The sequence below is a fragment of the Bradyrhizobium ingae genome, from assembly GCF_055791185.1.
The window spans coordinates 56,877-71,748 of record NZ_JBVUBB010000029.1 but is presented as its reverse complement, the minus strand read 5'-3'; the positions used below and the strand labels follow the sequence as shown (position 1 = coordinate 71,748).

General features: G+C 58.3%; 10 protein-coding genes. 6 read left to right on the top strand and 4 right to left on the bottom strand.

Translation table 11 applies throughout. From position 1 onward, the window contains the following. Positions 1-212: 212 nt before the first annotated feature. Positions 213-1,577, top strand: a complete 1,365-nt coding sequence (locus ACV1FX_RS30790) for an FAD-dependent oxidoreductase (RefSeq protein WP_473121305.1) — start codon at positions 213-215, stop codon at positions 1,575-1,577. 21 nt (positions 1,578-1,598) lie between these two features. Beyond that, positions 1,599-2,603, top strand: a complete 1,005-nt coding sequence (locus ACV1FX_RS30785) for an ABC transporter substrate-binding protein (RefSeq protein ID WP_473121304.1) — start codon at positions 1,599-1,601, stop codon at positions 2,601-2,603. 618 nt (positions 2,604-3,221) lie between these two features. Here the strand turns inward: ACV1FX_RS30785 and ACV1FX_RS30780 are convergent. Together ACV1FX_RS30780 and ACV1FX_RS30775 are read right to left on the bottom strand one after the other, a co-directional pair. After that, the gene (locus tag ACV1FX_RS30780) at positions 3,222-3,410 is read right to left on the bottom strand and encodes a hypothetical protein (protein WP_245288299.1); all 189 of its coding nucleotides are present in this window, start codon (positions 3,408-3,410) and stop codon (positions 3,222-3,224) included. Positions 3,411-4,042: 632 nt separating this feature from the next. Next, a complete protein-coding gene (locus tag ACV1FX_RS30775; RefSeq protein ID WP_473121303.1) occupies positions 4,043-4,864 on the bottom strand; it encodes a transposase in 822 nt (273 codons plus the stop codon). A 716-nt stretch (positions 4,865-5,580) separates the two neighbouring features. On the opposite strand from ACV1FX_RS30775, the gene ACV1FX_RS30770 reads away from it, so the two are divergent. Beyond that, on the top strand, positions 5,581-5,934 hold the full coding sequence (locus ACV1FX_RS30770) for a carboxymuconolactone decarboxylase family protein (RefSeq protein ID WP_473121302.1): 354 nt from the start codon (positions 5,581-5,583) through the stop codon (positions 5,932-5,934). 299 nt (positions 5,935-6,233) lie between these two features. Here the strand turns inward: ACV1FX_RS30770 and ACV1FX_RS30765 are convergent, their stop codons facing one another. After that, the gene (locus tag ACV1FX_RS30765) at positions 6,234-7,136 is read right to left on the bottom strand and encodes a LysR family transcriptional regulator (protein ID WP_473121301.1); all 903 of its coding nucleotides are present in this window, start codon (positions 7,134-7,136) and stop codon (positions 6,234-6,236) included. A 125-nt stretch (positions 7,137-7,261) separates the two neighbouring features. On the opposite strand from ACV1FX_RS30765, the gene ACV1FX_RS30760 reads away from it, so the two are divergent. Further along, on the top strand, positions 7,262-8,200 hold the full coding sequence (locus tag ACV1FX_RS30760) for an MBL fold metallo-hydrolase (RefSeq protein ID WP_473121300.1): 939 nt from the start codon (positions 7,262-7,264) through the stop codon (positions 8,198-8,200). A gap of 2,727 nt (positions 8,201-10,927) precedes the next feature. Next, positions 10,928-12,349, top strand: a complete 1,422-nt coding sequence (locus ACV1FX_RS30755) for a methyl-accepting chemotaxis protein (protein WP_473121299.1) — start codon at positions 10,928-10,930, stop codon at positions 12,347-12,349. A gap of 354 nt (positions 12,350-12,703) precedes the next feature. Here ACV1FX_RS30755 and ACV1FX_RS30750 read toward each other — a convergent pair whose 3' ends face one another. After that, positions 12,704-13,144 carry a VirK family protein gene (locus ACV1FX_RS30750; protein ID WP_254103092.1) on the bottom strand — a complete coding sequence of 147 codons (441 nt, stop codon included), beginning with the start codon at positions 13,142-13,144 and terminating at the stop codon, positions 12,704-12,706. Between the two features lie 630 nt (positions 13,145-13,774). Between ACV1FX_RS30750 and ACV1FX_RS30745 the strand changes: the two genes are divergently transcribed. After that, positions 13,775-14,572, top strand: a complete 798-nt coding sequence (locus ACV1FX_RS30745; RefSeq protein WP_473121298.1) for a hypothetical protein — start codon at positions 13,775-13,777, stop codon at positions 14,570-14,572. Positions 14,573-14,872 lie beyond the last annotated feature (300 nt).

The window sequence follows — 14,872 nt, the reverse complement described above, 5'->3', positions numbered from 1 at the left end:
CTGACTTAGCTTCGGGAAACGGAAGGTTGCTGTGGGCCCATATACTTTCAATCCATTCGATCCAGGTTGGCGGCAGGCGTACGATGCCATGTTTCAACGGCAGGAAGTGGAACGGGAATCGTCTTGTGGCGCCACAGGGCTTTACATCGTCGATCCCTTTGTCGAGATAGCAAAAGGGCCCGCCTTGGGCTTCAAACGATCGGGTTATCGTCTTGCAGCAAAAATCCATTCGGGAACCTGCGCGCCAGGTGCCGCTCTACGGCGAATATGAAGTGGTCGTGCTCGGCGGCGGGCCGGCTGGCATTGTTGCGGCCGCTTCGGCGGCGCGGGCAGGGCGGCGAACGCTCCTGATCGAGCGCTACGGCTTCCTGGGTGGCATGGGCACCGCTGCCGGCGTCACCAATTTCTGCGGCCTGCACGGCAATGTCCACGGCAATCACCACCGTCTCGTGCAGGGCATGGCCTCCGAGCTGCTCGCGCGGATCGATCGGCTCGACGGCCTCAACAAGCCGCATCTGATCCTCGGCAAGGTTTATGCGCAGGCCTATGACACAGCGGCCTACAAGATCGCGGCCGACGATCTTCTCGCGAGCCACAACGTCGACATCCTCTTCCACGCGCTCGGCGCCGGCGTCGTGATGGGCGATGCGCGCCGTATCGATGCGCTGATGGTCGAGACAAAGGCGGGACGGCAAGCGGTGCGAGCCGAGATCTTCATCGATTGCTCCGGCGACGGCGATCTCGCGGTCTGGGCCGGCGCGCCTTTCGAGATCGGCGACGAACACGGCCATCCGCTCTATCCGTCGATGATGTTCCGCCTCAATGGCATTGATCCGGACAAGGCGGGCGAGGCTTGGCGCACCATTCCGCAATTGATGGAAAAGGCGCTTGCCTCCGGCACGCACAGCTTTCCGCGGAAAAGCGCGATCGTGCGGCCGCAGCGCCATGGCATCGAATGGCGGGTGAATTTCACGCAAATTGCGCGCGAGGACGGCCACGCCATCAACGGCATCGAGCCCGACGATCTCACCCGCGGCGAGATCGACGGCCGCAGGCAGGCGCTCGCCGCCTTCGAATTCCTGCGTACCGTGCCGGGTTTTGAAGAATCCTACATCGTCGACCTGCCGCCGCAGCTCGGCATCCGCGAAACGCGGCGCATTACGGGGGCCTATCAGCTCAGCGGCGAGGACGTGCTCACCTGCGCCTCGTTCGAGGATTCCATAGGCGTCAATGGCTGGCCGATCGAAGCGCATGTGCCGGGCGACGTCGTCTTCACGTTCCCGCCAATCCCGGAATCGCGCGGCTACAACGAATTGCCGTATCGCATGTTGGTGCCGGAGGGCGTAGACAATCTCCTGGTCGCCGGCCGCTGCGCCTCCATGACCCATGAGGGCCAGTCGGCGGCGCGTGTCTCCGGGGCCTGCTTCGTGATGGGGGAGGCGGCCGGTTCCGCAGCAGCGCTGGCGCTGTCAGGTAACCATGTCCCGCGTGACATCCCGGTTGCAAAACTGCAGGAAACATTGAAACAACAGGGCGCCTTCATCGGGCGGGACCAGACCGTGCCAGAGGGCCTGTAAAGAAACGACGGAGGAAGCCGGATGAGTTGGGTTGCGCGGTTCGCTTGTGTGGGCTTGTTGGCGCTGACGACGATTGGCGCCGCGCGGGCCGAGGAGCCGCTGAAGGCGAAAATTGGCGTGCTCAGGCTGTCGTCCTCCGCGCCAGTCTTCATCGCGCAGGACAAGGGCTATTTCCGTGACGCTGGCCTCGATATCGAGCTGAAGTTCTTCGATGCGGCCCAGCCGATCGCTGTCGCCACAACCTCGGGCGACGTCGATTTCGGTATCACCGCCTTCACGGCCGGTCTCTACAATCTCGCCGGCAAGGGCACGCTGAAGGTGATCGGCGGCATGAGCCGCGAAAAGGCCGGCTATCCCCTGATCGGCTATTTCGCCAGCAACAATGCCTACGCGGCTGGCCTGAAGACGCCAAAAGATCTCGCCGGCAAGCGCGTGGCGATGACGCAGGTCGGATCGTCCTTTCACTATTCACTCGGCCTGCTCGCGGACAAGTACGGCTTCAAGCTATCAGACGTGAAGATCGTGCCGCTGCAATCGCTGTCGAATGCGGCGGCCGCGCTGAAGGGCGAAACCGTCGACGCCGCGCTGCTTCCCATCTCCACCGCACGAAAGCTGATGGACGAAGGCGGCGCGAAATTCCTGGGCTGGGTCGGCGACGAAACGCCCTGGCAATTGGGCGCCGTGTTTGCCTCGCCCAAGACGCTCGCCAACAAGGCGCTGGTGACGAAGCTGCTTGGCGCGCTCGCCAAGGCCGATCGCGAATATCACGACGTCATCCTCGCCGCGATGAAGGACGGCACCGTGCCTATCAACGACAAGACCAGGCCGTTGCTCGAGATCATCGCAAAGTACACCAACCTGCCGGTCGAGCAGGTCGTCGGCAATTGCGCCTATATCGATCCGGCCGGCAAGCTGGACGTGAAGAACGTCGACAACCAGATCAAATGGCTGCAAGCGCACGGGTTCGCCGACAAGGGCTTTGACGCGGACGCGATCATCGCGAAGGACTATGTGAAGGCGGATTGATTGTTTTGTTCGTCATTCCGGGCGCCCGGAGGGCGAGCCCGGAAGGAGATCAACGAGATCGCGGAGCAAAATGCACATGGTCACCGCCTCAAGCACCGCCTTGCACTCCTTTCCGGTAGCAAGAAGCCATTGATCGACTCCGTTTTCGTTCGCAACAGCTGCCATTTCTGACCGGCAACGGCTCGCGGCGAATGCTGCGGCAGATCAACCGCGTGGATCGCCTCGATCTCGGTGACGGCCGCGACTCTTGCAGCATGCGCTTGTGCAGCTTCTCGGCACAATCATGCCGCTGCTCGTTCGACGGCAGCGGCATGTCGGCAGAAATTTGACTCGTATCTGTCCCTTTCGTCTCGTTCCTTGACCTGGACAAAGCCAACGCCTGTCGGCCCCGAAAGCACGTCGACGAAAGCCTTGTCAACTTCATCAGCGGACGTAAACCCTTCAATGGTCGTCTTGTTGATCAGCAATACCCGGCCGCCGTGCGGGCATGGTGGCCCTGCAGGTCCCTCGAAATGCGCCAGCCAACTCGGTCATAGCTGATGCTGCTGCGGACTAAGTCCTAACAGTCCCATGCATACCATCGCTCAGTGGGAACGCTTCGCGTTCGAATCACCAATCTCATTTGGTGGCGCCTGCTCCGGCGCGGTCGATGACCCAGGCCACCATGTAGCCCTTGGCCTGCTCAGCCTGCACGTGCCGGAGGGCCTCAGGGTAGGTTAGTAAGGGCTCCTGCGCCGGGTAGACGGCGCGGTCGGTCGGGGTGACAAAGTGGTGGCAACACACGCGATAGTCTTTAGCCTCGAACATCGGAATCCTCCTCTCGTCTCAAGTTGCGCAGCCATACGCTCGCACTTTCAAGTACTGCCGTACCACAGAGAATGCGGCCTTTAGAAGGCCACGTGCTTCTTCAACACTCTAAGGTTGGTTTGGTCTGCCAGACAGAGATCGGCGATGTCTACATCGCGCGCTTGATTTTCAAATGCAGCAGCACCGGCAAAGAAGTGCCGGGGGCGTGTCATTCCAAAAATTCATCGTGTCTGTCGGGACTTCGGTCCGCACCTGCTCTGTCAAGCTTCAACCTTCTAGAACATTGCGACTCTAAGCCGTTGCCTCATGTCCGACATTTTCAATCACCCAACAACGAGCGCAATTTAATCCATACGTCCGTTCGCTTGATGGCGACTGAGCATGCTAGATCCCGACGGTCGCCGCACCTACCAGGAATGGTTGGCATTCACATAACGCCGCCTCGCTGTGAACCTAAAACCCACGCTTGGCTGTGGTACACTTGGAAAGTCCTTAGTCTTACTGCGCCATAAATTTCGATGGCTACTTTGACTTGAGATTGCTCTGATGCAACAAGGGCATCGAGATATTGTCGCGACGAGGCTGCGCTCAATCTTCGTCGGACGGTCGCAATCGAATTTGGAACGTGCCGTTCAGGCCACAATGGCAGATTCCCTCGGCCGATAAATTTCGGGAATCGTAGCTTCCTTGAAGAGTTTGGTGGAGGCTGTTGCTGAGGAGGAAATCGTTTCTCGCTCCGAGACCAGGAATCCATAAGCGGCGATGCACAGCGTTGCGTGATGGTGGAAGCCGCGCCAACCCCGCCCCTCGAAGTGGCCAAGGCCGACCTCCTGTTTGAGTTCGTGGGAGTCGCGCCTCAACGCGCCAGCGCAGTTTGGCGATATCGACCAGCTGACGAAATCCAATGCTGGCCGGAAGCGTCGAAAACCAATATTTGGTCGGTGCGGTCTCGCCCTCTGGCCATTCGACCCGTAGCCATTCCTCAGGCGGGCTTTCGGCGAGCCAGTAATCTGGATGTGCCGGATGGGCGCGCACACGGGCAAAATGCGTAGACAACTGTTCTGCCGTACCTTGCGCCACGTGATCTTGTGCCAGGCATGTGCTGGCAGACTGATCGCAAGCGTCTTGACCGAAATCGGTCGGTGTTTGCTATCGCGCCTTAGCAGTTTTGGAGGCCCTCCGTTCCCCGTCCACTTCTTCGGTGGCCGCCGTCCGGTTCCGGGCGCCCATACCGAGGTTTGTGGTAAGATGCCGACCACATTGATCAGGCCCAGTTCGGTAGTATTCCCGCCAGAGCGGTGTCGGTGCCAATAGCCGGCGTCCATCAGGACCACGCCGTGCGGCAAGCCCACCGCACAGGCCCAGCGCAAATGATCAAGTGCAATTGCCGGCTTCGTCTTCAAGGTGATGTCCTTGGGAACTCCGGCTTTGCGCCGACGTACACGGTACGTCACCCTCTCCCTTGGTAGCTAGAGCCGATAGGCCACCGGCAAGCTCGCATGATGGTTCGAGAGCGAGAACGTCACTCGAGTATCGATCCAATGACTGTGATGCACGTGCGGAGATGAAGCCATCTCCCCACGAACTGCTCTCGAGCACTGACATCAAAACCGAAGTGTTCGGGCACGACCGCGGATTTCACTTCAAAAAACTTGAACGGCCCAGTGAATATATCTCGTTTGCTTGATTTAAAAACTCGCGCGATGCTGGCGGTCAGAAAATAGGAGAAAGCAAGCCCTCCAAACCAAACGAGGTGCGGTCTGGGATACGCAGCGACCATATTTCCCGAGCCATGCACGTGCCTTTCGCGGATCGGTTGTCATGGGCAGCTGTGGCTGGTCAACGTGCGTCACACAATCCATTACAACGCGGGGATCGCGTTGATGTTCGGGCGCGCGGTCTAAAAAGACAATTGGCTTTATCGCAAGCCTGGCCTGGGCAGCTCTCGCAACCCAAAGCACAATCGCACAAAACTGTTCCTCAGTCAGATCTACACTGGGACTATGGCTCTCAAGCGTGTCGCGGTGTGCCGCGACGAGATAGCCGGAGGGGAAGCGCACGGATAGTACTTGCATGCCGATCGAGTGCGCGAACTTTGACGCGTTTGTTGACAGCTTCGTCTCATATGATGTGACGATGTTCTGAAGAGCAGAAGAGAAGAGGAGAATGCATGTTAGACTGGCTGAAGTATCGCGCTGCCGTGAAATCGCGGGTTGGCGAATTGTCCAAGCTCGCGCCGGAAACGGTCAAAGGATATCTGGTTCTGGCCAATTCCGGCGATAAAGCACAGCATCTCGACGCGAAGACGCGCGAGTTGATCTCACTTGCGGTTGCGGTCACCACCCGCTGTGATGGCTGTATCGCCAGCCACGTTGAGGCTGCGATGAAGCATGGCGTGTCGAAGGCTGAGATTGCCGAGGCGCTGGGCGTCGCGATTGCGATGAATGCAGGCGCGGCGCTAGTCTATACAGCTCGTACCCTGGATTGCTTCGATCAGATGTCCGGTACGAGCGCTGCTGCATAGACAACGGCACGTTTCTTCACTGACTAGTTGAATTGTCGCCCGGTTGGAGGCCATCCGACCGGGCGCTGTCATAGTCAGCATTCAGGCCGCGCAACCAAACCTATCCGGTAGGCGACCAGCGACGATTCTCCCGGGGAACGAAGACAGTATGGCGCTTTCCGACCCTATGGCGTGAGACCAAGGATGCGAAAGTGTCAGTATTCTCGGACGAACTTTAACACTCTTGAGCCTCTCGCACTCGGATGTTTGGCTAAGCGCCTTGTTATCTCTTACCTGCCTTGGATCGTTGGCGTCACTATTCAAAGTTTGCTCGCGCCTTGGGCCTTCCTCAGATCGGCAAATTCCTGCTTGAGCAGATCCACGACGATTCTGACCTTGGGGAGATCTGCCATACGTTTGTGGCAGATGATCGTGAGTTCTGCGCGGAGCGAGGCTGGAAGCTCGAGGTTGAGCTCCACGAACTCGCCCGGTCGCTTGAGCCGATGGGACGTCTTCAGAAGGACCATCGCGCCGACGCCGGCCTGGCAGGCGGCGACCTGCACGCTGTAATCGTCAGACGTGAAAGCTGGCCGAAAGTCCGGGATCCTGGCCGCGAGTTCCGGATTCGGGCTCGTCATCTCACGCTCTCCTGCCCATGCGATCCAGTCGAGGTCGCGAAAACCGTATTTCGCGGGCAGTCTCCGCGCGTAGTCCCTGCTCGCGTAGGCGCCGATCGGAACGACAACTTCATCGACTGGGATCAGATCAGGATCATCGGACGGGTATCTCCTGAGCGCGATGTCCGCCTCGCCGAGCGAGAGATTCAGGCGTTGTGTGCTGGCCAGAACCTCGAGAGTGATGTGTGGATGCTTTCTCTTGAGCTTTTCCGCGATCGGAGCCAGGAAATCGAAGGCGTACGATGGTATCGCCGCGATGCGTACGCGGCCGCTCACGGGTGAGTTCTTCGCATCCAGTGAGCGAGTAGCTTCCATCGCCCATTGCGCCATGCCTTGGGCTGCAGGAAGCAGCCTCGCTGCAGTTTTGGTCAAGGTGATGCCCTGGTTCTTGCGGACGAAAAGCGGCTCGCCGAGCCCGTACTCCATCTCCGCAATCCTCCGGCTCAGAGTGGGTTGGCTCACCTTCAGGCGCCGCGCGGCACCGCTCAGGCTCCCGGCATCGCAAACGGCGAGAAAAATGCGGAGGTCATCCCATTGTAAGTCCACGTTCGCTCCTCAGGCTCGTCCGGGCGGGCGGGGCCATCCATTTCTGTATGACGACATAGGAAGTTAGGCGATTGCCATTCTGCCTGTCCAGGGCAAAAGGGGCGCCAGAAATGAGGAAAACAATCATGCTCCGTAAATCAGGTCTCCTTGTCATTGGCGCCCTTACGATCGTCGCGCTTTCGGCGTGTACGCAAACGTCGCATCCATCAAAACCCGCTGCTCTGGGCAAGCCGATCAGCTCGGCGTCCATGGAAGCCTTGATCGATCAGCCGGGACCGATCGAGCTCAAGACGGTCGTCGGCGCGGATTGGATCGCCGATCTTTCGGGACTGCTCAATCTGAACGATCCAAAAGCCGTTCAGGCCGGTCTCAAGGACCACGAGGAGCCGATCAAGATCTATACACATGTCGTGCGACATCCGACGCAGGGATTTTTCCTGGTCGACACCGGGGTTTCAACGCGGCTGGTGGAGGATCCTGAGGGCCTAGGGGTCGGATGGGTGCTGAGAAAATTTGCAAAAATCCAAAGGATGCAGGTCCGGCAAGACACATTGTCGGTCATTAAATCGGAAGGCATTCCTCTCAAGGGCGTGTTCATGACCCATCTCCATCTCGATCATATCTCCGGGATGCCGGACGTTCCAAAGGACGTTCCGATTTACACAGGTCATGGTGAGCCTGAGTATTCGAGCCTTGTGCATATGGTCGTTCAGGGGACGGAAGATAGCCTCCTTGAAGGAAGGCCCGCACTCCGGGAGTTCCAGTTCTCGAAAGACCCGGATGGAAAATTCGAAGGGGTGATCGATGTTTTCGGTGACGGTTCGTTCTTTGCGATCCAGACCCCGGGACATACTCCGGGCCATGTCTCCTATCTCGCCCGCACACCAACCGGTCCGGTGCTCCTGACGGGCGACACTGCCCACACGCGGTGGGGTTGGGAGAATGACGTCGAGCCTGGGACCTACACTGACAACCGGGAAAGCGAACGGAAGAGTTTGCTCGCGTTGAAGGCCTTGAGTGAACGCCACCCGAAGATGATCGTGAAATTGGGGCATCAGCCCTGAGTCCGAGCCTGGATCAGAACTCTCAGTGCAATGGTATTCATGAATGCTAGGACTTACCGCACATTTATTAGAAGCGGTAGGTCGGATGCGCTCGAGGAAATTAGTGTGGGGCAAGCCCAGCGCCTGCTGAGCTGCTCAGTGGCCGCCGGCGCGGAGCTTTGCTCCCGCGCATTGCCCCAATCGCTCAGGAGGACGGCTGGGATTTTGGCGGACTCGGTCGCAATTTCCTGAGCCGCTGAGCGACGGCGTTTTCGCTTCTCTCGAGCAGGATTGAAATCCGCTTTGGGGTTTCATTGTTCGAAGCGAGATCGAGAAGGCGTTTTTCGTCTTCTTTGCTCCATGGCCGAGACCTGTTCCTAAGCATTCTGCACTCAATCGAACTAGCCGAGCAGAGCGCTCAGGCCGAAACGATGTACCATGTCGCACGCCACTCCCCGCTCCGTGCAGGCGAGTCACCTCGCAATGAGCCCGTTTGATGAATGCGCGCTCGAACCAAAGGCCGGTACCGAATGAATCAAGGGGCAAATCGAAAGATGCAAGCGAGATAGCCTATTCACGGGCCCCAAGATAGCGTTGCCGCCGGCGAACGCAAGGAAAGCTCCTGCCATGACGCTATTGCGAATACCCTTGACCGTGTGTGGTCATGTGCCAAAGATGAGGTGCAATGTTAGCGCCGCAGCGATGGCGATAGTCAGCGTAGCGGGGCTGTCACGCGCAGTCTTTCCGCTCGATCGGCAATACGTGAGCGGGCTTTCGCCCTGGCGTCCAGAGCGCGCGGACAGTGCGATTCAGCGGCCGCTGAGCAGTGAACTTCAGCCAGGGCAACGGGAAGGCGCTCGCGCGTTGTAAGATTTCCTTGGGTGGGATGTTCGGACGTGGCATTTCGTTTTCCCACAATGATCAAGCGAGTGACGGGAGCTTGAACGAAAGTCTTTCGGTGGAACACACCGACGGTGACCTTTATTTGAAGGCGCTCGGAATGGCGTCCGTGGGACGGTGGAATGGCAGCTCGTGCAGGAGGCTGGCCAATGCCGCCTAAGTCGAAAGACTTCGACGTTTGCTGGAGTGATTCCGATCGACATGTGCGTCGATCCGCAGCGCGGCTTACACGATACGCCAGACTGCTCGCCGTATGTTTCGAACATTCACGGTTGCGGGAGCAGGGTATCGCCGAACGTCGGCGTGACGACTCGGCTTTCGAACTCTGGCTTCACGGCCGCTTATTCGGTGCGGAGATCAGTCTGGTACCAGCGCAAGCATATGCCGGTATGATGAAATAAGTCGAAAAGGGCGCTCAGGCGCAGGATTAAAGCGTCATTCGACAAGCCGTCGCAACAATCAATACCAGTCATCGTCTATGTATTGGGCCTAGCCCGGCGAGCGGAATCCGGCCCACCGCGCCCTTGGCGAAGCACGACTTTGAAATGGAGAAACGAGTTCGGAAAATGGGGCGAAATGCATGCTGGCTGCCGGACGTTTCTCCGATGCGGCGTGCGCACTAAACAGGCCAAAGTGTTTCGCTGCAAGATCTCTTGCTGCTGCTTCGAAATCAAAGAGGACATGGGTCTTCAGGAGTGACAACGATGCTCGATGAAGACCTGGCTCGAATTCGGGCTCATCGCAACAACATACACCGGTGTCGACGAGTGCTAGAAACAAGACTGTCGGACGTAGAACGCCAGTTCATCGAAGGACGCCTTGCAGAGGAGCAGGCCGCGCTCCATTCTCTTTTTGCCAAAACCTTCCCGCTCACATTTTCATTTCCGAAAGAACCGACCGGCTCCCCGAAACCTCAGGGCGGGCAAGGTTGCGATCGTGCGTAATTGTTGAACCCAATTCGGACCGTGTTCCAGCAGCGTTAGGCCGGTTTGGTCAATGAAGCCGCCGGTGAAAAAATAGAGCGGGTCGGTACGCATTTCAAATGGCCGGACACCGTGTTGAAGTTCGACGGGCCGCAGTCGCGCTATATCCGCTCGCTCGGTTTGGGGCCGCAGTCCATTGCGTCCCAATGCTGTTCGGGGAGCCTGTCTAACTCCGTTAGGTAGGTTGCGATCGCCTTTGTGACGTCGCTCTTAATGTTCTCACAAGCAGTCGCGATCATTTGCGGCTTCAGGCGCGCCCGGGCCTCGGTGCGGGGGGCGGACGCTCGACGTGGCAATGCTGAAGACAGCGTTCGCAGCACTGGCCGATGGACGGCGATGATGATTCGCACTCGTTCACGCGCGCGCGGGTGATGTATCCGAGCAGCTGCAGGATTTTCACTCGCAGATCGAACGAGCGATGGCGTGCGGGCACCCTTGACGGAACGCTATGCGTTATTCGACGCGCCACTTGCTTCTTTGTGCGAGCATCACCGCAGAGTCTCGGAGACGTACGCACGAAGTCGCATCGCTTTGCACGGCGTCGGAACCGCTCGCTCAATAGCTCCGATATACCTTGGTATAGGCGGCTATACTTTGGTATATACACGCTACGAGCAAAGGGTGCGTAGGCGTTGATGTCCGCCTGTGTCGCCGAACGAGCAACAGACGAATTCGTCCAGAGTCATCAACGCGTCGACTGCGGACAGTGCAGGTGTTGGCATTTGGCCGCGCCTCAATTTTGATCGCTTCCCAAGCCCTTCGTGTCTTCGATTTCGTCATGAGGGTTCGCATGGAACAAGCCGATCTGCACGGACAGGTCGTCCAGCACTGAAAGAGACTTTTAATCGAGATTCGATACAGCCACTTGACTTGGGTTCATCCGCATTTGGGGGCTTCGATGTGGCATAATCGAATATCAAATCTCGCGCTGGCGTTGTCTATCCCGGCAGCAACCGTCGCTGCCAATGCGGATGCGTTGTCAATTCGCTTCTGGAGCGGGCTGCTTGTCGGTGGATTAATGTTGGCTGTTTCCTTCGCGACATCGACGCGAAGGAAGACCGCAGCACCGACCTTAGACGATGTGATGGCCATTAACGCCTTTGAGTCCATCAAGGATGGTATCGCAGTTTTTGACTCCGACAAGTGCGTCCTGAGCAACGATGCTGCAGCTCACATCCTTGGGTTTTCCAACTCGAAAGAGATGCGAGGGCTGGCACTTGCCGAGCTTTCGGTTGATCCGCAGCCGAACGGTAAGAGCGTTGCGCAGATGTTCGAAGAGACCAACAAAATCATCATGCAATCAGGCCATATCGCGATCGAGTGGTGGCTCCGCCGTAAGGATCAGACCTCCATTCCGGTCAGGACGAGTCTTGTGGTGTCTCAATTCGAAGGCCGCCCGATAGTCGTGTGTGGTTGGCAGGACATAACCGACCTGGTCCGTATGCGCGAGGAGCGGTTGAGCCTAGCTAAGAATTTCGAAAACGACGTGTCGCGGGTTGTCGATGTTTTGGCCGGCTCCATGCGTCACATGCAAACAGTCTCATTGGCAATTACGGCCTCCACAGACGATGTCTGTCTTCGTACTGAAGGTATGACTGGGATAGTGAAAAAGACCGAAGAAAACTCGACTGCCATGTCGTCAGCTGCCCAAGAATTCTCGGCCTCAATCTCGGAGATCGGTAGGCAAGTTTCGACCGCAGCGGACATTTCGCAAACTGCCCGCGTTAAGACGGTGCACGCTGAAGCAACACTAAGTGAGCTTGTTGCGTCGGTGACAAAGATCAGTAGCGTCGTCCAGCTTATCGAGGGAATTGCATCGCAAACCAATTTGCTGGCGCTCAATGCGACTATCGAGGCCGCGCGAGCAGGCGAAGCGGGCAGAGGCTTTGCGGTGGTGGCGAGCGAAGTGAAGAATCTTGCTGCTCAGGCGGCAAACGCGACGAGCGAGGTCGATGTTCAGATACTTGCCATTCAGGAAAGGGCGAGACTGGCGGCTGCCGCGATGGCCGACACCGCTGAGATAATAGACAAGATGCGCGAGATCTCGAGCAGCATATCGGCGGCGATAGAGCAGCAATCGATTGTTACGAATGACATCTCAAAGAGCATCACACACATCAGTGCTGATATGCGAGAGGCATCCCGAGATATTGACCGACTGAGTGATGCATCGCGCGCCTCCGGCTCATCGGCTGACCAAGTCGTCGACAACGTCCAAGAGTTGAACAACAATATCGGTTCGTTGCAGGGACAGGTGAGCGATTTTCTGGTCAAGATACGAGCGTAAGTGCGGTGCACGCGTCGCTTGTCAGTTTCATGAGATCGCGCGCTTCTCGCTGCTCGTCGCTCAACTTCCAACCACAGCGGCCGGCCACGTGTGACCGGCCTCTATCGGATCCCTGTATGCGCCGAAAACGCTATTTTGACGGGAGTGCGAGGCGAGACTTGGCCTGAGCTCACAGTCGGCGGGTGATCGCGCCGACGCAAGTTCTTCGTGTGGCGACCCACTACCAGAAGACGGCCGGAAACCAACTGGTCGCCGCACGTTCGCAACTACCATGTTGGCTCCGATGAGGTGTCCACACGGCGTTGATCGGCGGTGGCAAAAGCGCACCACGCATCGTGCGAGTATTTCTTCGGATTACCAGACGAACTTCGCGCCGTCCGGCAGTTCGCAGACAAAATCACCCTGGTTCACGACTTCGGCCGCCCCGGCCGCCAGCTTGGAGGCCCGCACCGTGAGCTTGCCTTCGCGGCTGAGGCTGTGGCGAATGTATTCCGTAACCGGGTGTCCGGAGATGTCCACGGTTTGATGCGCATTGGCGAAGCTGATGCCGCGCTGGTCGCTCACCCTGAAGGCGCTGATAGTCAACCCGCCCTGCACGGCCGGCCCGGGCTTGCCGCCATCGACAGTGGTACAGCGGCTGAGGTCCAGTATGAGCTTCACATCCTTGCCGCCCTGCAGGGCACTGAGCACTTCGGCGTATTTCGGCGAGGGCTCATCGGCCTTGGCGATCGTGCTCATGCTCGCAGCCATAAACAAGGACAACAGGATCGGCAGGCGTCTGCCACTGAACTGCATATACTCTTCTCCTTCAAAACAATCACGGGTTGGGCAGGCATCACCTTTCTCGATGTCGTTCTCGCAAGCAGCTCGGCGGATTCTAGACATCAGACAGGTCGCGCTTGGACAACAACATGTGGCGCAAACGCACGCAAGCGGTCGCGAAGGCTAACCTAACGTCACAAACTCGTACGTAAGGCTTCCGAAGTGTGGTGACGACTTGTGACGTCCTCCGCGGGCTGTTCTGGTTCGGCTGTAGCGTTTCGAAAGGACGAACCGTAATGCGAGGAAGACTGATACAGTCGAGAGGCCAGGTGAGGGCTCTTATAAGAGTGAGCGGAAGAGTTTCGGACGAGTCGTCAATCAAGAAATGCGGCGACGACTCGCGAGCTTATTGGTTAGGTGGCCACGTAGACGTCGGTGCCGCGCAATCCAAATCAAGGCCATGCGCCGCCACGGCGGACCGTGTTTGGACGGAGAAAGTCTAATCTACACGGCAAGCTGCGTCTGAAGCACAGAACTATCGTCTCTCGCTCTTACCGGCGAATAATTTGTTCTTCGGTCGTCGCGATGTGCGAAAGGGCTTGAATCGAGCGTGGCGTCAAGTTGTAAACAGCGCGCGACAACGCTGGCCGTGAGACCTTCAAAATGACAAAACCGTTTCTCGTCATGCATCTTGACGCGGGATTGACTGCGGGCAGGACTGCGGAATTCACGTCAGGGCTTGACTGGGCCAAGCCCGCGCTTCGGGCGGCCGCGTTCGTTGTCTCGTCTATAACTGCTGTTGCGCCGCACGCCATGCAGGCTGCGTCCGCGACCGACAGTCTGAGTTGGTCATCCAGTACCCAATCGAACGGCGCTTCCGCCGTCACCGCCAAGCAGTCGATCTTGCCGTTCTGGGACACTTGGATCGGCGCCGACATGACGGTGGCGCGTCAGCCCGCCACGATGTTGGATTTGCTGGCGGAGAAGGCCGTTAATGGCGGAAACGTGCCGCAATCCTCCGGCAACGTTTGGGCTGTTGCGACCGCGCCCGGCGCAGGCGTCATCTGGGACAAAACAGTGGTGGAGGCGCGCGTCGATCCGGGCGCGGAGAGCAGCAAGATCGGCGCCTCGCTCATCAGGTCGGTGCCGCTGCCCAACGTACACTCGCTGTCCTTGCAGATCGACTGCAATGTGCTTCAGCAGGGGAAGATGTCGCCCTTCGGCATCGGCGGACAGGTAAGCAATTACGAGACCCATCAGTCGGCCAAAGTCACAATCGGAAGGATCGGCACCAGCTTTGTCGTCGGCCAAAGCGTGTCGACCACTGACGATAAATGGCTGCGCACCTTTGGCGCAGAGCAGAAGCTTTTCGAGGGTGTCACCATCGCGAGCTCAATCGGGGAAACCGCGCAAGGCACGACCAACATGAGCTTGACGGCGGGATTCAAGAAGAGCTGGTGAGGCGTCGACGAGTCTTTGGGGTGGTGACCTTTCCGAGGTCAGCGCGACGACTTCATGTTCATCGATGAGCGCGTTTCGCTCAAGCGCGTAAAGTCAGGCGTCCATACGCCGGCCGCTCTATTTGTGCGCGACCGACAACAGCACGGGCACAATGGCGAATTCAATAAACATGTTCCTACATAGCCGCAGTGTTTGAAGTCGCCTCTGAGCGTGGTCGGCGTTCCGGCAGCCGTTAAAAGGGCTGCTCCGCTATTGTCCACCCAGTGCGCATGGCCAATCTTTCAGCCGCCAGACCGACAG